Raw genomic sequence first — 24,412 nt, 5'->3', positions numbered from 1 at the left:
TGCCTTGTGCCGCATGGGACGAGCCTAACGCGCCGCCGCCGCCTCGCAACAGGGGGCAAGTCCCGGAAGGTGACACCCGGCTCGTTTTGCCGCTCAGGTCTGCGCGCGGGCGCTCTGGATCGGCAGGGTGACGTTGACGATGGACGGGTCGTCCGGATCGGGCCTGAGGGTGAAGCCCAGCTGCTGGCACATGGCCAGCATGGTGCGGTTCTCGCGCAGCACCTGGCCCTCGACCTGGCGCAGGCCCTGCCAGTGCGCGTACTCGATCATGATCCGCATCAGCTGCCAGCCCAGGCCCGCGCCCTTCTGGTCCGAGCGCACCAGGATGCCGTACTCGCCGCGATCGTAATCGGCGTCGGCCAGCAGCCGCACCGCGCCGAGCATCTGCCCGTTGGCCGGGTCGATGGCCACCAGCGCGATCGAGCGCGCGTAGTCCAGCTGGGTCAGGCGGGCGATGAACTCGTGGCTGAAATGCTTGACCGACTGGAAGAAGCGCAGGCGCAGGTCCTCGTCGGTGACGCGGGCGAAGAAGGCGCGGAACAGCGCATCGTCCTCAGGCCGCACCGGCCGCACGAAGACCGTGCCGCCATCGCTCAGGGCCAGGGTGCGCTCCCATTCCTTGGGATAGGGGAACACGGCGAAGCGCGGGTGCCCGCGGCCCTTGTGCAGCGCACGCGAGGGGGCCACGGCGATGCGCGCGTCCACCGCCACCACGCCGGTGGCGTCGGCCAGCAGCGGGTTGATGTCCAGGCTGCGGATCTCGGGCAGATCGGCGGCCAGCTGCGCCAGCTTGACCAGCACCAGGGCCACGGCGCGCTCGTCGGCGGCGGGCACGTCGCGGTAGGCCTTGAGGATGCGCGAGACGCGGGTGCGGCCGATCAGCTCATGGGCCAGGCGCAGGTCCAGCGGCGGCAGCGCCAGGGCCACATCGTCGATCACCTCGGCGGCGGTGCCGCCGCGGCCGAACACGATCACCGGGCCGAACACCGCATCGTCGGCGATGCCGGCGATCAGCTCGCGCGCCTTGGGCCGCAGCACCGTCGCCTGCACCACCACGCCGTCGATGCGCGCGTCCGGGCGCAGCCGCCGGGCGCGCTCGATCAGCGTCTGCGCGGCCATGTGCACGGCCTCGGCCGAGACCAGGTTCAGGCGCACGCCATCGACATCGGACTTGTTGGGGATGTCCGGCGAAAGCACCTTCAGCGCCACCGGCTGGCCCTGGTCCAGCAGCGGCTGGGCGAAGCGCACCGCGGCCTGCGCATCGGCCGCCACCCACAGCTGCGCGGTCGGGATGCCGTAGGCGCGCAGCACCGCGTTGGCGGCGACCGGGTCCAGATAGCGCCGTCCCTCGCTCAAGGTCTGTTCGACCAGCGCGCGCGCGGCGGCGGTATCGACCACGAAGTCCTCGGGCAGGCTGGGCGGGGTCTCCATCAGCGCGGTCTGCGCCTGCCGGTAGCGCACCAGGTGCATGAAGCCGGCCACCGCATCGGCCTCGGTGGCGTAGCTGGGGATCTGCGCCGCGTTGAGCGTGGACAGCGCCGCCTCGCCGCCGCCCAGCCACACCGCGAACACCGGCTTGGCATGGCTGTGGCGCGGGCGCGCGCCGGCGCTGCGCACAAGCGCGCTGGCGGCATCGGCCGAGGAGGTGAACGCCGTCGGCACGTTGACCACCAGCAGGGCGTCGTTGTCCGGATCGGCCAGCAGCGCCTCGACCGCGGTCGCGTAGCGCTCGCCATCAGCGTCGACCACGATGTCCACCGGGTTCTCGCGCGTCCAGCCGTGCGGCAGCACGCCGTCCAGGCGCTGCACCGTGGCCGGCGACAGCGTGGCCAGGCTGCCGCCGAGCAGGGTCAGCTGGTCGCGCGCCAGCGCGCCCACGCCGCCGCCGTTGGACAGGATCGCCAGGCGCCGGCCGGGGAAGGTGCCCAGCCGGCCCAGCGTCTGCGCCGCGGCGAACAGCTCGTCCAGCGCGCCCACGCGCAACAGCCCAGCGCGGCGGAAGGCCGCGTCGTAGATCGCGTCGGGCCGGGCCAGCGACTGGCTGTGGGTGTCCTCGCCGCCGCCGGCGCGGGCCACGCCGGATTTGACCACCACCACCGGCTTGGCGCGCGCGGCCGCGCGTGCGGCGGACATGAACTTGCGCGCATCGCGGATCGATTCGACATAGAGCAGGATCGCGCGGGTGCGGTGGTCGATGGCGAAGTGGTCCAGCAGGTCGCTGAAGTCCACGTCGATCGCATCGCCCAGCGACACCACCGCCGAGAACCCGACCTGGTGCTGCACGCCCCATTCGACCAGCGCCGCGGCGATGGCCGAGGACTCGGAGATCAGCGCCAGGTCGCCGGCCATCGGCGTGTGCGCGGCGATGCTGGCGTTGAGCCGCGCGTGCGGGGCGATCACGCCCAGGCAGTGCGGCCCGAGCAGGCGCAGGCCGTGGGCGCGCGCGGCGCGCTCGGTGGCCTCGGCCAGCGAGCCGGAGCCGTGGCCGAGCCCGGCGGTGAGGATGATGGCCGCGGCCACGCCGCGCTGGGCGGCGTTGGCCACGACCTTGGGCACGGTGTGCGCCGGGGTGGTGACGATCACCAGGTCCGGCACGTAGTCCAGGTCGGACAGCCGCGGCACGGTGTCGACCTCGTCGATGCGCTTGTAGCGCGCATTGATCCAGGCGATCCGCCCGGGGAAGCCGGCCGCGCGCAGGTTGCGCACCACCGCCCGCCCGGCCGAGCGATCGCGCGGGCTGCCGCCGATGATGGCGATCGAGGCCGGCGCGAACACGGACTTGAGGCGGTAGGTGCTCATGCGGTGGCGGCGGCGGCCTGGAAGCGGGACATCGCCCCACACGTTACACGCCCCGGCGGCGCCCCTGCATGACGCGCCCCGCGAACGTGTGAGGAGGAGCAAAGGTCCCCTTACGCGTCGGCGATGCGCGCTTAGCCCCCTCCCTTTGGCCGCAGGCCAAGGGGAGCTCGAAGTCGCGACCTAGCGACTGAGGGGAGGGGGTGCTCTCCGCGGGAAAGCTGAAAAGCACCCCCTCCCAGCCTCCCCCTTCGCTACGCGAAAGGGGAGGGGCCCAGCGTGCGTGGCAGCCGTTGTCTCTCCCGAGCGCAGCGCGGCCTCCTTGTAGAGCGGAGCTTGCTCCGCTGGGCCTTCCCGATAATCCGGCCGAAACGCAGCGGAGCAAGCTCCGCTCTACCGGTGGAGGCCGCCCTTGTGGCCTCTTCGCCAATGGTGGCTCCAACGAACCGCGCTCGCCGCGCGCCTACAGCAGCGTCCCGCTCAGGATCAGCAGGGCGATGCTGAAGTAGATGACCAGGCCGGTGACGTCCACCAGCGTGGCCACGAACGGCGCCGAGGCGCTGGCCGGGTCGAAGCGCAGCCGCTGCAGCACGAACGGCAGCATCGAGCCGGCCAGCGAGCCGAAGGTCACGATGCCCACCAGCGCCGCGCCTACGGTCAGGGCCACCAGCGGCCAGTGCGGGCCGTAGTCGTAGATGCCCAGCTGCTGCCAGGCGACCACGCGCACGATGGCGATCACGCCCAGGATCGCGCCGAGCAGCATGCCGGTGGGCAGCTCGCGCAGGGCCACCTTCCACCAGTCGCGCAGGCGCAGCTCGCCCAGGGCCAGGGCGCGGATCAGCAGCGAGGTCGCCTGCGAGCCGGAGTTGCCGCCCGAGCTCATGATCAGCGGGATGAACAAGGTCAGTACCAGCGCCTTGTCCAGCTCGCCCTCGAAGTGCTGCATCGCGCTGGCGGTGAGCATCTCGCCCAGGAACAGCGCGCACAGCCAGCCGGCGCGCTTGCGGATCATCCGCCAGAAGCCGATCTGCATGTACGGCGCGTCCAGCGCCTCCATACCGCCGAACTTGTGCGCGTCCTCGGTGCTCTCCTCCATCATCGTGTCGATGATGTCGTCCACGGTGACGATGCCCAGCATGCGGCGCTGCTCGTCGACCACGGCCAGCGAGAGCAGGTCGTGGCGGCGGATCAGGCGCGCGACCTCCTGCTGGTCGGTCAGCGGCGAGACGGTGACCGGCGGATTGACCTGGGCCACGCTGAGGATGTTGTCGCCCGGCGCGCCGGTGATCAGCCGGCGCAGGGTCACCACCTGCTGCAGCACGTCGCTGCCCGGGGCGAGCACGTAGATGGCGTAGACGGTCTCGCGCTTGCGCTCGACCTCGCGCACGTGGTCCAGGGTCTGGCCCACGGTCCAGTCGGCGGGCACGCCGACGTATTCGGTGGTCATCAGCGCGCCGGCGGTGCGCGGGCGGTAGCGCATCAGCTTCTGTATCGCGTGCGCGCTGGCCGGCGCGCACGCGGCCAGGTCGGCCAGGACCGTGGCCTGGTCGGTCAGCTCCAGCGCCTGGACCACGTCGGCGGCGCGGTCGTCGGCCATGCCTTCGAGCACGCGCGCGCGGCGCGGCCGCGGCAGGGCCTGCAGCAGCTGCGGGGCGCGCAGCAGTTCGGGCGCTTCGAGCACGTTGATCGCGCGCTCGTCGGACAGGCCGGCGAAGGTGGCATCGGCCAGGGCGGGCTTGAGCTTGTTGAGCCGCTCGACCACGTCGGCGGTGTTGAGCGGACGCAGCGCGTCCAGCTGGGCGGCCACCGGGTCGGTGGTCTTGAAGGAGAAGTGCTTCAGGTTCATCGGGACGGCCTGGTTGGGCAGCCGCAACGGCCGCCTGGCCGAACCCGATCAGGACTCAGCGCGCAGCCACCGTTGACGGCAGACAAGATCGACTGGAAGGGTCGCTGGGCATGAGGAGGAAAGCTTCACGAAAGGGACCGGCGCGCTGTGGCCTGCGCCGGGCGGGCGGAAGTCTGTGCCTGCATCCTTGAAGCGTCAACCACTTTCTCGCGATGCGGCATGGCCGATGGGCGCGGCGTTCAGGCCACGCGCAGCGAGGGCGGATAAGGCGGCGTGTCGGGATAGCGGTCCTGCGCCAGCGCGGCCTGCAGCTCGCGCCACCAGGCCGGGTCGAACAGCTGGCCATGCACCGCGCGCACGGCCTGCGTCAGCGCGGCGGGCAGGCCCATGAACTGCGCGAAGCGCTCGGGGAACACATCGCCCGGCGCGACATGGAACCAGGGCTCGTCGGCCATCTGTTCCTCGTAGCTCTGCGCCTTGGGCCAGTCGCGGAAGCGGCAGTCGGTGATCAGCCGCACCTCGTCGTAGTCGTAGAACACCACCCGCCCATGGCGCGAGACGCCGAAGTTCTTCAGCAGCATGTCGCCGGGGAAGATGTTGTTGCGCGCCATGTCGACGATGGCCTGGCCGTAGTCCAGCGCCGCCGCGCGCGCGGCCTCGGCCGGCTGCTCGCGCAGGTACAGGTTGAGCGGGCGCAGCCGGCGCTGCACGTAGCACAGGGCGATGATCACGTCCTCGCCCTCGAAGCTCAGGCTGCTGGCGCAGGTCTGCTGCAGTTCCTCCAGCAGCGCCGGGGCGAAGCGCGCCAGCGGGAAGCGCAGCGAGCGGTAGGGCTGCGCATCGAGCAGGCGGCCGACGCGGTCGCGGTTGAACACCAGCGCGTAGCGGTCCTCCACGTCCTGGCGCGTGACCTGCTTGGTTTCGGCGAAGCGGTCGCGGATCAGCTTGAACACCAGCGGATAGCTGGGCAGGGTGAACACCGCCATCACCAGGCCGCGCGTGCCCTCGGCCTGGATCAGCTGCTCGCCGGGGTGGTCGTTGAAGTGGTGGTAGAAGGTGCGGAAGCGCTCGGTCTTGCCCTGCTTGGCGCGGCCCAGCACGGTGTACAGCTCGTCGATGGGCTTGTGCGGCAGCAGCGTGCGCAGGAACACCACCGCGTCGCCCACCGTGGGCAGGTCGGCGTGGAAGTAGCTGCGCGAGATGCCGAACAGCTGGGCCACGTCCGCGCGCCGGGTCAGCACCGCGTCCACGCGCAGGCCGGCCTCGTCGTGGATCAGCGCGATCATGCACGGGGCGAAGCGCGTCTCGCCCAGCACGCGGCCGACCAGGTAGGCGCGGCGTTCGCGGTAGAACACCGTGTCCAGCAGTTCCACCGCGCGCACCGGCTCGCCCCAGCCGGTCAGGTCGTCGTGCAGGCGCACGGCGATGGCCGCCGCGCAGCGCGCCTGGTGCGCATAGGGCACGGCGAAGACGTAGTCGCCCAGCAGCCGGGCGAAGGTGTCCATCGGCCGGGTCTGCGAGACCAGATAGTTGTGCCGCGCCACCGGATGGGTGATGGCCTCGGTGGGCGCGATGTCCAGCGCCACGAACTCGACCTGCGCATCCACGCCCTGGGTGCGGAAGAAGCGCCGGGTCAGCGTGTTGTAGAAGGTCTTGTACAGCTCACGGTCGATCTGGTTATCGATCAGCGCCGCATAGCGCGCGCGGATGGCATGCCACAGCGTGCGGTCGAACGCGCGCTGGCCCATCACCGCCTGCAGGCGCAGCCGGCACTCGTCCACGCAGGCGTCGTAGAGCGCGATGCGCTCGACCGCATCGTCGCGCGCGCCGTTCCAGTCGCGCTGCTCGAAGCGCGTCTTGGCGCGCCGGGTGATGTCCGCGAAGCGGGCGTGGTAATCGGCGAAGGCCTCGTCGATCAGGCTGGCGTAGGCGGCGGCGTCGTCCATGCGGGCGGCCCGGGGCAGGGGAGCGACAGCCTAGAGCATTCACACCACGATGGCGTCGTCGCGGCGCTCGGTCTCCAGCAGGGCCTGCACCTGCGCCAGGCTGGGCATGGCGGCGAAGGCGCCGGCGCGGGTGACCGCCAGCGCGCCGGTGGCCGCGGCGAAGCGCAGCGGTTCGTCGAGCGCTTCCGCATCCTCGGCCAGCGCATCCAGCCCGGCGGCATCCACGCCGCGTCGGGCCAGCGCGAACAGCAGCCCGGCGACGAAGGCATCGCCGGCCGCGGTCGTGTCGCGCACGGTCACCTCGAAGCCCGCACGCTCGCCGCGCCCGGTGCGCGTGTACCAGCGCAGCGGCGCGCCGCCGTCGGTGATCACCAGCAGCCGCGTGTGGCCGGCCAGCAGCTGGGCGATCGCCGCCTCGTCGGTGGTCTGCAGGAACGCGGCCAGATAGGTCAGCTCCTCGCGCGAGAGCTTGACCAGGTCGGCCAGCGCCAGCGCCTGCGCGATGCGCTCGCCCGGCGTCACATCGGCCGGCCACAGCGCCGGGCGCAGGTTCATGTCGAAGCTGACCAGCGCCCCGGCCTCACGCGCTCGGCGCATGCCGTCCAGGGTGGCCTGCGCGACGCCCTCGCCGGTCAGGCTGTTGGAACACGCGTGGAAGGTGCCGAGCGATTCGAAGCATGCCGGCTGGAAGTGCGCGCATTCGAACAGCAGGTCGGCCGACGGCGGCCGGTAGAAGCTGAAGCTGCGCTCGCCCTGCGCGTCCAGCGAGACGAAGGCCAGCGCGGTGCGCGCCGCGTCGGTGCGCTGGACGTGGCCCAGGTCCACGCCGGCCGCGGCCATGCGTTCGAGCAGGAAGTCGCCGAACAGGTCGCGCCCCAGCATCCCGACGAAACACGCCGCGCCGCCCAGCCGGGCGATGCCGACGGCGACATTGGCCGGCGCGCCGCCGGCGTTCTGATGGAAGGCGGTGGGCGCGTCGGGATGGCCGGTGGGCAGGCCGAGCATGTCGATGAGCGCTTCACCGAAGCAGACGATCTTGCGCATGACTCTCTCCTCAAGGATGGGCGCGTTCGCGCGCGGCGTCAGACGGGGCGGGACAGCCAGGCGAATCCCCACGGCCCCAGGTGCACGGCCGTGTCGGCGTGACGCGCCTGCCCGCCGGCGACCAGCGTCCAGGCGCCGTCGGACAGCACGTCCAGGCTCAGCGTGCAGTCCGCGTCGGAGAAGTTGCCGACGGCTAGGAAGTCCGCGCCGCGGCGCACCGCCAGCACGCGCGCATCGCCGGTGTCGACGGTGTCCAGCGGCTCGGTGCTGGCCAGCGCGGGCAATCGCTTGCGGGTCGCGATCAGCGCGCGCAGGCCGGCCAGCGCCCGGCCATGCGGCGTGCCGGCGTCGGCCTGCGCCTGGGCCAGCAGGTCCCAGTCCATCGGCGGGCGGTGCAGCCAGCGGCCTTCGCCACGGCGCAGCGGGTCCGCGCGCCAGGTCGTATCGTTGCCCAGCGCCAGCTCATCGCCCATGTACAGCATCGGGATGCCGGGCATGGCCATGGCCAGCGAGTACAGCAGCAGCATGCGGTCGATCGCGCGCTGCGCCTGCGCCGGGTCGCCGGCCTCCTCGGCCGCCTGCAGCCCGCACAGCGCCGAGGCCATGCCGTTGCTGCCGTGCACGCCCTCGCCATCGCTCTGGAAGGACTCGCCCCGGGCGAAGGACCCGGGCGTGCGCCCGGCGTAGAAGCCTTCCACCTGCGCCAGCGAGAACGGCGCCAGCCCGGTCGCGCCCGAGGCCTCGGCGCGCAGCACGTTCCAGCCGATGTCGTCGTGGCAGCGCACATAGGCCAGCCAGCCCGCGGCCGGCGGCAGCGGCGGCGTGCGCGCGATGACGTTGGCCACGATGTCGGCGCGCTGCAGCGCCAGCGCCGACCAGCCGGCCGCCATCAGCGAGCTGTGGTAAGCCAGATGGCATTCCTCGCCCGCGTGCGCGCCCTGGCCGAAGTAGGGCGGCAGCTGGTCCATCGGCACGATGGCCTCCGCCTTGAGCGCCACGCAGGGCGCGGCGATGTCCACCAGCGCGCGCAGCGCACGCAGGATGATGTGGGTCTCGGGCTGGTTCATGCAGTCGGTGCCCGGTCGCTTCCACAGATAGGCGGTGGAATCCAGACGGAACACCTCCACGCCCAGGTTGGCCAGCTCCAGCAGCGCCAGCGCCATGTCGCCGAAGACGTGCGGATTGCGCCAGTCCAGGTCCCACTGGAACGGGTAGAACGTGGTCCACGCCCAGGCCTGCGCGTCTTCGACCCAGCTGAAGTTGCCCGGCGCGGTGCGCGGGAAGACCTGACCCAGCGTGCGCTCGTAGGCATCGGGCACGCGGCGGTCGGGATAGAGGTGGTAGTAGTCGCGGTAATGTGGATCGCCGGCGCGCGCGGCCTGTGCCCAGGCGTGGTCGTCGGCGGTGTGGTTGAGGACGAAGTCCGCGCACAGGCTGATGCCGGCCGCGCGTAGCTGCGCGGTCAGGGCGCGCAGGTCGTCATTGCTGCCCAGGCGCGGATCGACCTGCCCGTAGTCGCTGACCGCGAAGCCGCCGTCGCTGTCGCCCGGCCGCATGCGCAGGAACGGCAGCAAGTGCAGATAACGCACGCCCAGGTCCTGCAGGTACGGCACGCGCGCGGTCAGCCCGCGCAGGTCGCCGGCGAAGCGATCCACATAGGTGCTGTAGCCGGCCATGTCCGGCTGGCCGAACCAGTCCGGCGCACGCGTGGCGTCCAACTGCGCCAGCGCCTGTGGCCGTTGCCCCATCTTCTCCGCCACCGCCTGCAGCCAGGACGACAGCCAGCCGGCATAGTCGGGATGCTCGCCGTACAGCGCGCGCAACGCCTCGAGCAGGCGCGGCGCGTGCCGCGCCCAGCGCGGGCCAAGCGCCAGGCCCTCCGGGTCGGGCGCATCGGAAACGAGGGTGGCGCGTGGGGCAGGCGTGTGGGTCATGATGGCGCCGCGCCCGGGCGGGCGCGGCAGGCTCCTTGGGTGATGGATCAGAAGTCGTAGCGCAGGCCGAGGCTGGCGGTACGCCCGGCGATCGAGCGGGCGCGGATGATGTTGTCGCCCGGGATGCTGGCTTCTTCCGCCTCGGTCAGACCGAAGGCGTTGAACAGGTTGTTGACGCTGGCCGAGAGCGTCAGCGCGCTGGTGATGTGGTAGTTGGCGAACAGGTTGACCTGCGTATAGCCGGGCATCTTCAGCTGGTTGGAATCCTGGGTGTAGGCCGAGGTCGTGCCGATCAGGTTGACGCCGGCCTCGTAGCGCTCGCCGCGGTAGCTCGGGGTGAGCTGCCAGACGAACTTGGCCTGGCGGCGCGGGGTGTTGCCGACGTTGCTCGGGGTGATCTGGTCCTTGTCGATCTTCGCGTCGGTCCAGGTCAGGCCGCCGTTGAGGCCGAAGCCGCCGGTGCGATAGGCCGCCTCCAGCTCCAGGCCGTGCGCCTTGTAGCTGCGGTTGAGGAAGCGCTGGCTGGTGGCCTCGTAGTTCTGCTCCTGGGTGTGCGCGGCGAAGGCGGTGGCGAACAGGCTCAGGCCGCCGCTGCGCCACTTCAGGCCGCCCTCGAGCTGCTTGACGAAGTTCACCGCCTCGCTGGAGGACACCGAGCCGTCGTCGCGCACGATGCCGAACAGCAGGCGGTCGGCGTTGGCGCGCGCGCCGCGGCTGTAGCGGGCGAAGGCCGCCAGGTCGTCGTTGATCAGGTAGTTGCCGCCGAAGGAGTAGGACAGGTAGTTCCAGTCGTAGTGCACCGGCTTGCGGTTGGCGTAGTCGATCACCGCCACCTGCTGCTCGGGCGCCTCGATGACGCCATCGCCGTTGACGTCCATCGCGGTGGTCGTGGCGGCCGCGTAGGTGCCGCGTGCGGTGCCCATGTCGTAGCGCAGGCTGCCGTCCAGCGACAGCGGGCCCTGGTCCCAGGTCAGCGCCACGTAGGGCGCGTTGACGGTGTAGCGGGTGTCGTAGTTGCGCGTGCAGCAGTTGCCCCAGTAGGGCTGGCCGTAGGCGTACACGCCGTTCTGCGACAGCGAGGCGCCGGCGGCGTTGTACACGTCCAGCAGTCGCGCGCGGTGCTCCAGCGACTGCACGTACGAGGTCCACAGCCAGTCCACGTCGATCACCTGGCGCGAGGAGTACAGGCCGGCCTTCAGGTCGAGCGAGCCGCCGTCGCCGGCGGCGAAGCTGCGGGTCAGGTTGAGGTCGTTGGTCGTGTTGTTCAGGTCGTTGAGCTTGACGTTGAACAGCATCGTGCGCACCGCCATGCCGGTGTAGGCCTGGCCGGCGCCGGGGCCGCTGGCGACCTGCAGGCGCGAGCCGGCGCCGCCGATCTCCGCGGCCAGGGTCGCCGCGTCGGTCACCTCGGCCGGGAACGGCGCGACGAAGCGCCCGGAGTTGTCGGCGAAGCGGAAGCGGTCGGTCAGCGTCCAGCCGCCCAGGTCGAACTGCGCCTCTGCGCCGATCGCCTGCGACTTGGGATGCATGCCGTCGCCCAGCTGCACCGTCTCGGGCCGGTTGTCGCCGTTCAGCGCCAGGGTGCGGCGGATGTAGGGGCTGTAGAGCGTGTCGCTGCCGGCATCGAAGCCGGGCAGGTCGTAGAAGTGCGGCGAGCCGTCGCTGCCGCGCACGCCCACCGGCGCGGGCAGGTAGCCGGCGGCGCGATCGTCCAGGTACTTGCCGTAGACGCGCACATAGCCGTTCTCGAACAGGCGGGTGAGGTTGGCCTTGATCTGGCCGCCCTTGTCGGTGGCGAAGCCCGCATCGCGCACGCCGTCGCCGCGGCGGTAGAAGCCGCCGACGTTGAACTGCCAGTGCTCGGCGAAGGGCTGGCCGTAGTCGAAGTCCAGGCGCGTGTTGTCCCAGTCGCCCAGGCCGCGGGTGATGCCGACGCTGCCGCCGCGGCTCTCGCCGGTCTTGCTGATGAAGTTGACGATGCCGCCGGGCGAGTTGGAGGCCATGGTCGAGGCCGAACCGCCGCGGATGGCCTCGATGCGTTCGACGGTGTTGTCCGCGCGCAGGAAGATGTCGGCGTTGCCGAAGGCGATGTCGCCGAACTCCATCACCGGCAGGCCGTCCTCGTGCAGCTGCAGGAACTTGGCGCCGCCGGAGGCGACCGGCAGGCCGCGCACGGCGATGTTGGCGTTGCCCTCGCCGCCGCTGGACTCCGAGCGGATGCCGGGGATGTTGCGCAGGATCTCGGCGCTGGAGCGCGGCGCGGACTGCTCGATCGCCTCGGCGCCCACCGTGCTGACCGACACCGCGCTGCGCAGCTTGGTCTTGGCGCTGGTGGTGCCGGTGACGAAGACCATGTCCAGGTTGGTGGCGCCGTCGGCGGGCGAGACGGTCGCCGAGGCGGCCTGCTGGGCCAGCGCGGCCGGTGCGGCCAGAGCCGCGCCTCACCGCGCAGGCCAGGACGTGGATGCGACATGTGGTCTTGATGGACATCGGATTACCCCTCTCACGGTTCGTGGTGTGTGGCGTGATACGCGCACCTGACCGTCCCTCCCCGGGCCGGGCCGACCGGATGGCCGGCGGTGTGGCGGCGGAGTATTGGGGTTTTGCAATCGATTGCAACTTGCACTGCAGCATCGATAGATTGCAAATGAATGTCCTAGCGATTGCAAGGATTTCTTGCTGCGCTGCGTCGTTACAAACGATTGCAAAGCTCGCAGGCTATGTCGCGCCGGCCCTGCCGGACCCGCCTCCCGTTCTCCAAGGCAACGGCATGTCCTCGCGTCCCACCACGTTCCCGCTCATGCGCGTGCTGCTGCTCAACGCCGGCTTCTTCGGCGTGCAGTACAGCTTCGGGCTGCAGCAGAGCAACATGAGCCCGATCTACAGCTACCTGGGCGCCGACCACGCCAGCCTGCCGTACCTGTGGCTGGCCGGCCCGGTGACCGGGCTGGTGCTGCAGCCGCTGGTCGGCGCGATCAGCGACCGCACCAGCACGCGCTGGGGGCGGCGGCTGCCCTTCATCGTGCTCGGCGCGCTGGTGTGCAGCCTGTGCCTGCTGACCATGCCCTTCAGCACCGCGCTGTGGATGGCGGTGTGCCTGCTGTGGGTGCTGGATGCGGCCAACAACGTGGCGATGGAGCCGTATCGCGCGCTGGTCAGCGACGTGCTCACGCCCGAGCAGCGCCCGCTCGGGTTCCTGACCCAGAGCGCGTTCACCGGACTGGGCCAGACCCTGGCCTATCTGACGCCCTCGCTGCTGGTGTGGTTCGGCATGGACCAGGACGCGGCCAACAGCCATCACATCCCCTACGTCACCATCGCCGCGTTCGTGATCGGCGCGGCGTTCTCGGCCGGCTCGATCCTGCTCACCGCGCGCAGCGTGCGCGAGCCGCAGCCCACGCCCGCCGAGCGCGCGCGCCTGCGCCAGGGCGGGCAGGGCCTGGGCGCGGCGCTGCGCGAGATCGTCTGCGCGCTGCGCGAGATGCCGCCGACCATGCGCCAGCTGGCGCCGGTGATGCTGTTCCAGTGGTATGCGATGTTCTGCTACTGGCAGTACATCGTGCTGTCGCTGTCGACCACGCTGTTCGGCACCACCGATCCGGCCTCGCACGCGTTCCGCCAGGCCGGGCTGATCAACGGGCAGATCGGCAGCTTCTACAACTTCGTCGCCTTCGTGGCGGCCTTCGCGATGGTGCCGTTCACGCGGCGCTTCGGCCCCAAGCCGACCCACGCGGCCTGCCTGACCGCGGCCGGCATCGGCATGCTGCTGCTGCCGGTCATCCAGGACCGCTGGCTGCTGCTGCTGCCGATGATCGGCATCGGCCTGGCCTGGGCCAGCATGATGGGCAATCCCTATCTGATGCTGGCCGAGCGCATCCCGCCCGAGCGCACCGGCGTGTACATGGGGCTGTTCAACCTGTTCATCGTGCTGCCGATGCTGATCCAGATCCTGACCTTGCCGCTGTACTTCGACCGCCTGCTCGGCGGCGATGCGCGCAACGTGATCCGGCTGGCCGGGGCGCTGCTGCTGGCCGCGGCGGTGTCGATGCTGTTCGTCGGCGTGCAGCGCGTGCGCGCGCCGCGGGCCGGCGCCGCGCGTTCAAGCGCGGGCGCGGGCTATCCGGGCGTGGAAGAGCGGCGCTAGGCCGACTCGCGCACCACCAGCTGCACCGGCATCTCCAGCGAGTCGGCGGTGCCGCCGTCGACCAGGGCCAGCAGCCGATCGACCATATGGCGCGCGGCCAGCGTCAGGTCCTGGCGCACCGTGGTCAGCGGCGGCTGGCTGTAGCTGGCCAGCGGCAGATCGTCGAAGCCCACCAGCGAGACGTCCTGCGGCACGCGCAGGCCGGCCTCGGCCAGCGCGCGGATCGCGCCGAGCGCGATCAGGTCCGAGGCGGCGAACACCCCGTCCGGCGGGTCGGCCTTCTTCAGCATCGCGCGGGTCAGCCGGTAGGCGTCCTCGCTGACGAAGTGGCTGCGCGCGTGCAGGCGCGGATCGAACACCAGCCCGTGCTGTTCCAGCATCGCCCGATAGCCGGCGAAGCGCGGCGCGACCTCGGGCAGCTGCTCGTCGCCGAGGAAGGCGATGCGCCGGCGCCCGGCCTCGATCAGGTGCGCGGTCGCCAGCTCGCCGCCGCGCCGGTTGTCGCTGCCGACGCTGACATAGGCCTGCCCGGGCATGCGGCTGCCCCAGACGACCATCGGCCAGCCCTCGCGCGCGGCGGCGTTCATCGCCTCGTGCTCGGAGCTCTGGCCCAGCATCACCAGCCCGTCGGCGCGGCTGCTGCGCGCCAGCCGCTCGACCCAGCCGTCCTGGTGCCGGTCCACCTTGGACAGCAGCATGCTGTAGCCGTTGCCGGTCAGCTCCTCGGCCAGCAGCGCCAGCATGGTCATCATGAAGGGGTCCGACAGCGGCTGCTCGAAGGCGTGCATCAGCGGCACCGCCACGCAGATGGTGTTGGAGCGGCGCGAGCGCAGGCTGCGCGCGACCGGGTCCACCTGGTAGCCGGCGCGCGCGGCGAGCTGCTTGACGTAGGCGCGGGTGCGCTCGGCGACCAGCGGGTTGTCGGCCAGCGCGCGCGAGACGGTGGACTCGGACACGCCCGCCATGCGGGCGATGTCGGCCATCTGCACCTTGGCGCGCGGCGCGTCGCCGGACCGGGAGGGTTTGTCGGACATGGAGGGCGCGGTTGGGCCTTCTTGGGCTGATCACCTTACTGCATGGATGCCGCCGCGCCGCCGACGCTCCTACCGTCGTTCCCGCGCGCGCGGGAACCCAGCGACTTTCCCGCAGGCGCCAAGGTCACCCGGTCCCGCCTTCGCGAAAACCGGCGGCCCTGGTGCTCAGTCCTGGTCTTCCGGCGGCGGCGTCAGCCCATCCGGATCCACCGACAGGCGCCCGGCCATCAGCACCGCCTGGGTGCGGTTGGTGACGCCCAGCTTGCGCAGGATCGCGGTGACGTGCGCCTTGATGGTGGCCTCGGATACGCCCAGGTCGTAGGCGATCTGCTTGTTGAGCCGGCCGGCGCCGAGCATCTGCAGCACGCGGAACTGCTGCGGGGTCAGGTCGCGCAGGCGTTGGGCGACCTCCTGCTCGTCACGGCCGATGGCCGGCGCGTTGTGCGCCTCCTCCGGCGCCCAGCGCTCGCCGTCCAGCACCAGGCCGATGGCCTCCCCGATGGTGTCCGAGTCGGCCGACTTGGGGATGAAGCCCAGCGCGCCATGGTCCAGCGCGCGGCGCATCACCGACGGTTCCTCGCGTGCGGACACCACCACCACCGGCAGCTGCGGATGCAGCGCGCGCAGGTGCACCAGCGCATTGAAGCCGTGCGCGCCGGGCATGTTGAGGTCCAGCAGGAGCAGGTCGGCGTCGGGGTTGGCTTCGACCAGCGCGTACAGCGCATCGACGCTGTCGGCTTCGTGCAGGGACACGCCGGGCAGCACGCGCTGCACGGCGCCGCGCAGGGCCTCCCGGAACAGGGGATGGTCGTCGGCGATGAGCAGTGTGGTCATGGAGGCGGGGGGCGTGGGGACGGAAGCGTCCGACGCGTCGTGCGCCGTACGACTGGCATAGTGCCAGACCAGGCGATCGGCTTTCGATGCTTCCTTGCCCACGGCCGCCATCACGTCTTATTTGACCTTGCGCTCGGACACCAGCGAATCGACCACCGAGGGGTCGGCCAGGGTCGAGGTGTCGCCGAGCTGGTCGGGCGCGTTTTCGGCGATCTTGCGCAGGATGCGGCGCATGATCTTGCCCGAGCGCGTCTTGGGCAGGCCCGGCGCCCACTGCAGGTGGTCGGGCGAGGCGATCGGGCCGATCTCCTTGCGCACGTGGGCGATCAGCTCCTTGTGCAACTCCTCGCTGGGCATCTCGCCGGCCACCAGGGTGACGTAGGCGTAGATGCCCTGGCCCTTGATGTCGTGCGGGAAGCCCACCACCGCCGCCTCGGCCACCTTGGGGTGCGAGACCAGCGCGCTTTCCACCTCGGCCGTGCCGATGCGGTGGCCGGAGACGTTGATGACATCGTCCACGCGGCCGGTGATCCAGTAGTAGCCGTCGGCATCGCGGCGGCAGCCGTCGCCGGTGAAGTAGGTGCCCGGATAGGTGCGGAAATAGGTATCGATGAAGCGCTGGTGGTCGCCGTAGACCGTGCGCATCTGGCCCGGCCAGGAGTCCTTGATCACCAGGTTGCCCTCGGCCGCACCGTCCAGCTCGGCGCCGTTGGCGTCCACCAGCGCCGGCTGCACGCCGAAGAAGGGCACGGTGGCCGAGCCGGGCTTGAGCGGGGTGGCGCCGGGGATCGGCGTGATCATGTGGCCGCCGGTCTCGGTCTGCCACCAGGTGTCCACGATCGGGCAGCGGGAATCGCCGACCACCTCGTAATACCAGCGCCAGGCCTCGGGGTTGATCGGCTCGCCCACCGTGCCGAGCAGGCGCAGGCTCTTGCGCGAGGTCTTCTTCACCGGCGCGTCGCCATCGCGCATCAGCGCGCGGATCGCGGTGGGCGCGGTGTAGAACAGGGTGACCTGGTGCTTGTCCACGACCTCCCAGAAGCGCGAGTTGCTCGGGTAGTTGGGCACGCCCTCGAAGATCAGCGAGGTGGCGCCGTTGGCCAGCGGGCCGTAGACGATGTAGCTGTGGCCGGTGACCCAGCCCACGTCGGCCGTGCACCAGTAGATGTCGTCCTCCTTCAGGTCGAACACCACCTCGTGCGTGTAGGCCGCCCACAGCAGGTAGCCGCCGGTGGTGTGCAGCACGCCCTTGGGCTTGCCGGTGCTGCCGGAGGTGTAGAGGATGAACAGCGGATCCTCGGCGTTCATGCGCTCGGGCTCGCAGGTCTCCGGCTGGCCCTCGACCACGTCGTGGAACCAGCGGTCGCGCGGGGCCTGCATCTGCACCGCGCCGCCGGTGTGGCGCACCACCAGCACGGTCTCCACGCTGTTGGTGCCGGGCAGCTTGAGCGCGGCATCGACATTGGCCTTGAGCGGCACCTTCTTGTTGCCGCGCAGGCCTTCGTCGGCGGTGATGATCAGCTTGCTGCCGCAGTCGGACACGCGGTCGGCGATGGAATTGGGCGCGAAGCCGCCGAACACCACCGAATGCACCGCGCCGATGCGCGCGCAGGCCAGCATCGCCACGGCCGCGTCGGGGATCATCGGCAGGTAGATGGTGACTCGGTCCCCCTTGACCACGCCCAGCTTGCGCAGCGCGTTGGCAAGCTTGCACACGCGCGCATGCAGCTCGCGATAGGTCACGCCAACGCTCTGGCTGTCGGGGCTGTCGGGTTCGAACAGCAGGGCGATCTTGTCGCCGCGCTTCTCCAGCTGGCGGTCCAGGCAGTTGACGCTGGCGTTGAGCTCACCATCGGCGAACCAGTTGATGCGGAAGTCGTCGATGTCGAAGCTGACGTCCTTGATCTGCGTCGGCGCCTTCATCCAGTCCAGTCGCTGCGCCGCCTTGGCCCAGAACGCGTCGGGTGCTTCCACCGACGCCTTGTAGTCGCGCGCATAGGCCTGCGCATCGACCAGGGCCTGGCTGGCGAATGCGGGATCGACGGGATACAGATCAGACATGGAATCTCCTTACCTCATCTTGCTTGGAACGTGGCGGATGGACCAACCGTTGCGGGGTGCGGCCAGCGACTTGTCGAGGCCTTGAAGTTTGACCGATCCACTGTTTGCGCAGTGCAGCAGCTGGCTTAGACCATGGTCTTAAAGCCCTTGTTTTGAGACCAAAGGCGAATGGTGGGCGCTGTCATGCGTGCGCAATCTGCGGCGCACATCGCGCTCTCGCAAAGGGGAGGGCGCGCCGCGGTGAATCACCGGACTCTTGGGAGAGGGGAGCATGACCACACGCATCGCAACGATGGCGCGTCGCCCATTGGCGCTCGCCATGATCGTGGCCTTGATGGCGCCGGGCGTGGCCCTGGCGCAGTCGAAGAAGGAGAAGGCGCTCGAGGCGCGCGTCGCCCAGCTCGAGGCGCAGGTGCAGCAGCTGCTCTCGGCGCAGCAGCAGACCCAGGCGCAGGTCGTGCAGACCCAGAGCCAGGTCAGCCAGACCCAGACCCAGGTGGCCGACACCAAGACCGAGCTGGATCAGGTCAAGGCCACCGCCGCCGCCAAGCCGGCCGCGCCGCAGTTCACGACCGCGCCGGGCATGTCGGTGGCCTTCCACGGCTTCGTCAACGCCACGGCCTTCCAGCAGTCGCGGCCGTTCAACTTCGGCAACGGCCAGAACGCCGAGTGGCCCACGCCCGGCGGCAAGGGCGACCTGAGCGGCGTGGACATCCGCAATACCCGCTTCTGGGTGGACATCACCGGCGCCAAGATGGGTGAGCACTGGACCGGCGGCGCGCGTCTGGAGATGGATTTCTTCGGCGGCAACAACGGCACCGGCGCCTACAGCGGCCAGCAGCCGGTCCCGCGCCTGCGCCAGGCCTACCTGGACATGGACAACGCCGCCACCGGCACCAAGGTGCGCGTGGGCCAGCAGTGGACGCTGATGTTCCCGCTGGACAACGTGCCCGACTCGGTCGCCCACGTGGCCTTCCCGCTCGGCTTCGGCACCGGCATGATCGGCTGGCGCTACCCGGGCGTGGTGGTCATGCAGGACCTCAACCACGGTTCGGATGGCCCGAAGTGGCGCCTGGACGTGGGCGCCTTCAGCGGCAACTGGTCCGGCCCGGGCAGCACCACCAACTACCTCACCGGCGGCAACGCCGGCTTCAACCCGCAGTTCGAGGCGCGCGTGCGCGTGGCCGGCAGCAACTGGGTGGCCTATGCCGCCGGGCACTACTCCAAGATCGACCTGGGCGGCGTCGACGGCGCCACGCCCACGCCGATCCGTTCGGACATCAAGAGCACCGCCTTCGAAGTGGGCGGCATGGTCAAGCCGGGCAACTGGAACATCAAGGCGTTCGCCTTCACCGGCAACGGCATGGGCCAGAACTTCGGCGCGCTCTCCCAGTTCGGCGACATCTCCGAAACCGGCGGCTACGCGCAGGTGGGCTACAGCTTCAACAAGAACTGGAGCCTCAACGCGTTCTACGCGGTGGACAACCCCGACAAGGACGACGTGCTGCGCTGGCGCGGCACGGCCGTGGGCCTGCTGGGCAACCGCCAGACCGCGCTCAACCTGATCTACGCCAACGGTCCCTACAAGCTGGGCCTGGAGGCGATGCACGACAAGCTCGAGCACACCGTCGGCACCACCGCCAACACCACCACCGAAAGCGGCAACCAGGTCAGCGTCAGCGCCCAGTACACCTTCTAGGGCGCTGTACCTGCCTGCCCCGTGCCGGAAGGGCTCGCCTTCCGGCGCGAGACCCACGGCTGCTCCATGGCCAACTGACATCCACGCCAGCACCACGGCATCCAGCTTCGAGGGAAAGCTCCCATGTCCAGCGTCAACGTCACCGCCGGCCAGCCGGCCGGACTCACCCAGGGTCACAAGCGGGTCATCCTCGCTTCGTCCCTGGGCACCGTGTTCGAGTGGTACGACTTCTTCCTGTACGGTTCGCTGGCGGCGATCATCGCCAAGCAGTTCTTCAGCGGCGTCAACGAGACCACGGCCTTCATCTTCGCGCTGCTGGCCTTCGCCGCCGGCTTCTTCGTGCGGCCCTTCGGCGCGGCCTTCTTCGGCAGCCTGGGCGATCGCATCGGTCGCAAGTACACCTTCCTGGTGACCATCCTGATCATGGGCCTGTCCACCTTCCTGGTGGGCGTGCTGCCCTCGTACGCCACCATCGGCGTGGCAGCGCCGGTGATCCTGATCTGCCTGCGCCTGGCCCAGGGCCTGGCGATGGGCGGCGAGTACGGCGGTGCGGCGACCTACGTGGCCGAGCACGCGCCGGCCAACAAGCGCGGCTTCTACACCAGCTTCATCCAGTGCACCGCGACCATCGGCCTGTTCCTGTCGCTGCTGATCATCCTGGCCTGCCGCAGCGCGCTGGGCAACGAGGCCTTCGAGGCCTGGGGCTGGCGCATCCCGTTCCTGGTCTCGATCATCCTGCTGGGCGTGTCGGTGTGGATCCGCATGCAGCTGAGCGAGTCGCCGCTGTTCCAGCAGATGAAGGCCGAGGGCAAGGGCTCCAAGACCCCGTTCCGCGACAGCCTCAAGGGCGGCAACTTCAAGCTGATGCTGCTGGTGCTGCTGGGCGCCACCGCCGGCCAGGCCGTGGTGTGGTACGGCGGCCAGTTCTACGCGCTGTTCTTCCTGACCCAGGCGCTCAAGGTGGATGCCACCACCGGCGCGCTGCTGATCGCCGGCGCGCTGGCGCTGGCCACGCCGTTCTTCCTGTTCTTCGGCTGGCTGTCCGACCGCATCGGCCGCAAGGTCATCGTGCTGGGCGGCTGCCTGCTGGCCGCGCTGCTGTACATCCCGATGTTCAAGGCGCTGACCCACTACGCCAACCCGGCCATCGAGGAGGCGCGCACCAGTGCGCCGGTGGTGATCAACGCCGATCCGGACACCTGCAGCTTCCAGTTCGACCCGGTCGGCAAGAAGACCTTCACCAGCTCCTGCGACATCGTCGCCACCGCGCTGACCAAGGCCGGCGTGCCCTACACCGTCAAGGCCGCCCCGCCGGGCACCATCGCCACGGTCAACGTGGGCAGCAACCAGATCAATTCCTACGAAGGCAGCGGGCTGTCCAAGGAAGAAGGCAAGGCCAAGGCCGATGCCTTCGGCAAGCAGCTCAAGGGCGCGCTGACCGGCGCCGGCTATCCGGAGAAGGCCGACCCGGCGCGCATCAACAAGCCGATGGTGATCGCGGTGCTGTTCGTGCTGGCGCTGTTCGTGACCATGGTCTACGCGCCGATCGCGGCCTGGCTGGTCGAGCTGTTCCCGACCCGCATCCGCTACACCTCCATGTCGCTGCCTTATCACATCGGCAACGGCTGGTTCGGCGGCTTCCTGCCAACCATCTCCTTCGGCCTGGTCGCGGCCACCGGCAACATGTATTACGGCCTGTGGTATCCGATCGGCGTCGCGCTGATGACCCTGGTGATCGGCGCGATCTTCCTGCGCGAGACCAAGGACGTGGATATCACCAAGTAAATCTCTGGGAGGGGCAGGGCCTGTCGTCCCTTCCCGGGCAGGTCGCGTTGGCGCTGCAAGGCCGTCAGGTTTGCGTCGCGTGGCGCAGGCTTGACTGGCCGTCAGGCCAAGCCGCGCGGCGCGAAGATGGCGGCCTTGCAGCGCCAACCCGGAGGGCCGCCCTTGCGCGCACCCGGCCTCACCACGCAGTGCGTGGTTCGACGTCATTGCTCGGTCGTGGACGGACGTCCACTCCCTCCCGCTTCCTTGCCCCGGGCACGCGCAAGGGCGGCGCGACCTGCCCGGGAAGGGACGACAGGCCCTAGGCCGGGGCGAATCAACGCCGGCCCACACCGACGCCGGTCCGTGGGGGGCCGGCGTCGCTGCTTGCGGGGCCTGGCCGCGCCGCGCCGCGCTATGCTCCGGCGCGGGGCAGGGGGACTGGCCTGGAACCTTCCGATGACGCAGAGCGACGGGCAGGGCGTGCACGCCCTGCTGGAGCAGCTGTTGGCCTTGCCGCCGGCGCAGCGCCAGGCGGCGCTGGCGCGCGCCTGCGAGGGACGGCCGGATCTGCTCGAACGCCTGCAGCGGCTGCTGGCCCTGGCCGAGGGCGGTGACGGCTTCCTGGACCGTTCTCCGTTCGGCGAAGGCGCGGCCCAGGAGGCCGATCCGCGCACGCCCGGCCGCGTGGTCGGGCCTTATCGATTGCTGCGCTGGCTCGGCGCCGGTGGCATGGCCCAGGTGTGGCTGGCCGAGCGCATCGCCGGCGGCTTCCGCCAGCAGGTGGCGATCAAGCTGATCGCGCAGATGCCCGATCCGCTGCAGGGCCGGCTGTCGGCCGAGCGCGACATCCTGGCCTCGCTGGTGCACCCGGGCATCGCCCGGCTCTACGACGGCGGGGTGACCGACGAGGGCCTGGCCTGGATGGCGATGGAGTACGTGCAGGGCCAGGACCTGGTCAGCTGGTGCCAGGCGCGCCACAGCGGCGTGGCCGAGCGCCTGGCGCTGTTCCTGCAGGTCTGCGATGCGGTGGCCTACGCGCATACCCGGCTGGTCGTCCATCGCGACATCAAGCCGGCCAACATCCTGGTCACCGACGACGGCCAGGCGCGGCTGCTGGATTTCGGCCTGGCCCGGCTGCTCGAGGACGCGCCGGGGGGCGCGGCGGCCAGCACCACGCGCACGCTGCAGCTGTCGCCGTCCTATGCCGCGCCCGAGCAGCTCGACGGCGGCCTGGTCGGCACCGCCACCGACGTCTACGCCCTGGGCGTGACCCTGTACGAACTGCTCGCCGGCCGCCTGCCCTGGGCCCTGCAGGGCAGCGCGCTGGCCACCGCGGTGCGGCGCCTGGCCGCGGCCGAACCGCCGCCGCCCAGCCGCGCCGTGGCCGCCGACGGCCCGGTGCCGGCCCGCGCGCTGCGCGGCGACCTGGATGCCATCGTCGCCCGCGCGATGCGGCCCGCGGCCGAGCAGCGCTATCCCGACGCCCGCGCCCTGGCCGAGGACATCCGCCGCCATCTGGAACACCGCCCGGTGCTGGCACGCGCTGGCGCGCGCAGCTACCAGGCGCGCCGCTACGTGCGCCGGCACTGGCGCGGACTGGCGCTGGTGGGCGTGGCCTTCCTGGCGCTGGGCACCGGCCTGGTGACGCTGGCCTGGCAGGAGCGCCGCACCGAGCGCGAGGCGCAGCGGGCCGCGGCCATGCAGGCCTTCATGGTCGATCTGTTCCGCACCAACACCAGCCGCCAGGCCGACCCGGTGCGCGCGCGCCAGACCACCGCGCGCGAGCTGCTGGACATCGGCGCGGCGCGCATCCAGTCCGAGCTGGACCAGGCGCCGGAGAACAAGCTGGCGCTGCTGCGCCTGTTCGGCAACCTGTACGACGAGTTCGCGCTGAGCGCCGAGCAGCTGCCGATGCGCCAGCAGGCCGTCGCGCTGAGCCGCCAGCTCTACGGGCCCGATTCGGTCGAACTGGCCAGCGACCTGATCGCGCAGGCGCGGATCAGCTTCAGCGATCACGACCAGGCCGAAGCCCTGCTCGCCCAGGCCCGCGCCATCCTCGACCGCCAGGGCGACACGCGCTCGCAGCTGCGTGGCCGGCTGCTGATCGCCTCGGCCGCGAACAACTACACCAACGATCCCGGCCGCGCCCTGGACGATGCGACCCAGGCGGCGGCGGTCCTGTCGGCGTATCCGCCTTCGTCCGAGCTGGCCCGCGCCCTGCAGCTGCAGGGCGTCGCCACCGCTTACCGCGGCAAGACCGCCGAGGCCGTCCCGGTACTGCGGCGCTCGGTGCAGGTCTCCATCCAGGCCGACGGCGATCCCAACCCCGCCCTGGCCGGCTACTACATCCAGCTGGGCGAGACCGAGAGCTACGCCTACGAGCACGCCGCCGCCGAGGCCGATCTGCGCCGCGGCATCCAGCGCGCTGAAGGCTCGACCGCGGAGAACGACCTGGCCCTGGTGCGCGCCCGCGCCACGCTGGCCGTGGCGCTGGTCAATGCCGATCGTGCCCGCGAAGGCCTGGTCGAAGCCGCGCTGGCCCGGGCGGCCGCGCCGCGCCAGGACACAGGCCCCGAGGCCTTGTTCCTCACCATCCAGACCCTGTCGACCAGCAGCCGGGCCAAGGTGCGTGCCGGCGATCCGGCGGCGGCGCTGATCGATGCGCGGCAGGCCGTGCGCCTGGCGCGCCAGGCCGATCCGGGCGGTACCGTGCTGACCAGCAACCTGCAGCGGGAGGCCGAGGCGCTGGTCGAGCTGGGTCGCTACGACGAGGCCCGCCAGCGGCTGGACGAATGCGACCGGCTGATGGACGCGCTCGGCACGCCCGGCCCTAACGACTTCAACATGCTGCTGCGCGTGCGCGCGCTGCTGGCGCAGGGCCAGGTGGCCCAGGCGCAGGCCGGGTACGCCAGGCTCAAGCCGCCCAGTGGCGATGGCCCCAAGGCGCAGACCCGCCGCCTGCAGCGCGCGCTGGCCGAGGCCGAGCTGGCGCTGGCCGGCGGCGATGCCGCTGGCGCCGCGACGCGCGCCCACGCCGCGACCGAAGCGGCCCGCACCAGTGCGCTGGTGCCGTTCCTGCGCTCGATGATCGCCGACGGCCAGCTGCTCGAAGGCCGCGCCGCGCTGGCCCAGGGCGACGCCGCCGGCGCCGCGCGCCTGCTGGATGCCTCGCTGACGCTGCGCCGCACCCTGGACCTGCCGCAGAGCCCGCGCATCGTCCAGGCGCAGCAGCTGCTGGCCCAGGCGCAGCGCAAATCGGGCGCGCCCGCCAAGGGCACGCGCCTGGCGCTGCAAGGGTGAGTCACCC

General features: G+C 70.9%; 12 protein-coding genes and 1 pseudogene. 4 read left to right on the top strand and 9 right to left on the bottom strand.

Going from position 1 to position 24,412, the window contains the following annotated elements; translation table 11 throughout:
* Positions 1-93: 93 nt before the first annotated feature.
* The 6 genes and pseudogenes from QE438_RS14130 to QE438_RS14105 form a co-directional block, all read right to left on the bottom strand.
* A complete protein-coding gene (locus tag QE438_RS14130) occupies positions 94-2,799 on the bottom strand; it encodes a bifunctional acetate--CoA ligase family protein/GNAT family N-acetyltransferase (protein ID WP_306994800.1) in 2,706 nt (901 codons plus the stop codon).
* A 460-nt stretch (positions 2,800-3,259) separates the two neighbouring features.
* Entirely contained in the window at positions 3,260-4,642 is a 1,383-nt protein-coding gene (gene mgtE / locus QE438_RS14125; protein WP_306994803.1) for a magnesium transporter, read from the bottom strand.
* Positions 4,643-4,881: 239 nt separating this feature from the next.
* Entirely contained in the window at positions 4,882-6,588 is a 1,707-nt protein-coding gene (gene aceK / locus QE438_RS14120; protein ID WP_306994805.1) for a bifunctional isocitrate dehydrogenase kinase/phosphatase, read from the bottom strand.
* Between the two features lie 39 nt (positions 6,589-6,627).
* Positions 6,628-7,632: a carbohydrate kinase gene (locus QE438_RS14115; RefSeq protein WP_306994807.1), complete on the bottom strand. Its 1,005-nt coding sequence runs from the start codon at positions 7,630-7,632 to the stop codon at positions 6,628-6,630.
* 38 nt (positions 7,633-7,670) lie between these two features.
* Positions 7,671-9,566 (bottom strand): amylosucrase, encoded by a 1,896-nt coding sequence (locus QE438_RS14110; RefSeq protein ID WP_306994809.1) that lies wholly within the window; start codon positions 9,564-9,566, stop codon positions 7,671-7,673.
* A gap of 47 nt (positions 9,567-9,613) precedes the next feature.
* A pseudogene (locus QE438_RS14105) lies at positions 9,614-12,056 on the bottom strand (TonB-dependent receptor).
* 280 nt (positions 12,057-12,336) lie between these two features.
* Between QE438_RS14105 and QE438_RS14100 the strand changes: the two are divergent.
* Positions 12,337-13,710 carry an MFS transporter gene (locus tag QE438_RS14100; RefSeq protein WP_306994813.1) on the top strand — a complete coding sequence of 458 codons (1,374 nt, stop codon included), beginning with the start codon at positions 12,337-12,339 and terminating at the stop codon, positions 13,708-13,710.
* Here QE438_RS14100 and QE438_RS14095 read toward each other — a convergent pair.
* The 3 genes from QE438_RS14095 to acs form a co-directional block, all read right to left on the bottom strand.
* Positions 13,707-14,744, bottom strand: coding sequence for a LacI family DNA-binding transcriptional regulator (locus tag QE438_RS14095; RefSeq protein WP_306994815.1), 1,038 nt, complete (start codon positions 14,742-14,744; stop codon positions 13,707-13,709). The genes QE438_RS14100 and QE438_RS14095 overlap by 4 nt on opposite strands.
* Positions 14,745-14,909: 165 nt before the next feature.
* A complete protein-coding gene (locus QE438_RS14090; RefSeq protein WP_130520703.1) occupies positions 14,910-15,578 on the bottom strand; it encodes a response regulator transcription factor in 669 nt (222 codons plus the stop codon).
* A 117-nt stretch (positions 15,579-15,695) separates the two neighbouring features.
* Positions 15,696-17,639: an acetate--CoA ligase gene (gene acs / locus QE438_RS14085; protein ID WP_306994818.1), complete on the bottom strand. Its 1,944-nt coding sequence runs from the start codon at positions 17,637-17,639 to the stop codon at positions 15,696-15,698.
* Between the two features lie 271 nt (positions 17,640-17,910).
* Between acs and QE438_RS14080 the strand changes: the two genes are divergently transcribed.
* The 3 genes from QE438_RS14080 to QE438_RS14070 all read left to right on the top strand — a co-directional run bounded on the left by QE438_RS14080 (position 17,911) and on the right by QE438_RS14070 (position 24,405).
* Positions 17,911-19,338, top strand: a complete 1,428-nt coding sequence (locus QE438_RS14080) for a hypothetical protein (RefSeq protein ID WP_306994820.1) — start codon at positions 17,911-17,913, stop codon at positions 19,336-19,338.
* A gap of 123 nt (positions 19,339-19,461) precedes the next feature.
* Positions 19,462-21,123, top strand: coding sequence for an MFS transporter (locus QE438_RS14075; RefSeq protein ID WP_130520707.1), 1,662 nt, complete (start codon positions 19,462-19,464; stop codon positions 21,121-21,123).
* Positions 21,124-21,561: 438 nt separating this feature from the next.
* Positions 21,562-24,405 carry a serine/threonine-protein kinase gene (locus tag QE438_RS14070; RefSeq protein WP_306994822.1) on the top strand — a complete coding sequence of 948 codons (2,844 nt, stop codon included), beginning with the start codon at positions 21,562-21,564 and terminating at the stop codon, positions 24,403-24,405.
* The last annotated feature ends 7 nt before the right edge of the window (positions 24,406-24,412 follow it).

It is taken from the genome of Pseudoxanthomonas sp. SORGH_AS_0997 (assembly GCF_031453535.1).
GTDB lineage: Bacteria > Pseudomonadota > Gammaproteobacteria > Xanthomonadales > Xanthomonadaceae > Pseudoxanthomonas_A > Pseudoxanthomonas_A winnipegensis.
Note: the sequence above shows the minus strand (reverse complement) of the source record. Positions and strands in the feature narration are given on the sequence as shown.

Bases quoted from the DNA above. Each gene is read 5' to 3' on its own strand.
- QE438_RS14130 (WP_306994800.1), bottom strand. From the start codon at position 2,799: ATGAGCACCTACCGCCTCAAGTCCGTGTTCGCGCCGGCCTCGATCGCC.
- mgtE (WP_306994803.1), bottom strand. From the start codon at position 4,642: ATGAACCTGAAGCACTTCTCCTTCAAGACCACCGACCCGGTGGCCGCC.
- aceK (WP_306994805.1), bottom strand. From the start codon at position 6,588: ATGGACGACGCCGCCGCCTACGCCAGCCTGATCGACGAGGCCTTCGCC.
- QE438_RS14115 (WP_306994807.1), bottom strand. From the start codon at position 7,632: ATGCGCAAGATCGTCTGCTTCGGTGAAGCGCTCATCGACATGCTCGGC.
- QE438_RS14110 (WP_306994809.1), bottom strand. From the start codon at position 9,566: ATGACCCACACGCCTGCCCCACGCGCCACCCTCGTTTCCGATGCGCCC.
- QE438_RS14100 (WP_306994813.1), top strand. From the start codon at position 12,337: ATGTCCTCGCGTCCCACCACGTTCCCGCTCATGCGCGTGCTGCTGCTC.
- QE438_RS14095 (WP_306994815.1), bottom strand. From the start codon at position 14,744: ATGTCCGACAAACCCTCCCGGTCCGGCGACGCGCCGCGCGCCAAGGTG.
- QE438_RS14090 (WP_130520703.1), bottom strand. From the start codon at position 15,578: ATGACCACACTGCTCATCGCCGACGACCATCCCCTGTTCCGGGAGGCC.
- acs (WP_306994818.1), bottom strand. From the start codon at position 17,639: ATGTCTGATCTGTATCCCGTCGATCCCGCATTCGCCAGCCAGGCCCTG.
- QE438_RS14080 (WP_306994820.1), top strand. From the start codon at position 17,911: ATGACCACACGCATCGCAACGATGGCGCGTCGCCCATTGGCGCTCGCC.
- QE438_RS14075 (WP_130520707.1), top strand. From the start codon at position 19,462: ATGTCCAGCGTCAACGTCACCGCCGGCCAGCCGGCCGGACTCACCCAG.
- QE438_RS14070 (WP_306994822.1), top strand. From the start codon at position 21,562: ATGACGCAGAGCGACGGGCAGGGCGTGCACGCCCTGCTGGAGCAGCTG.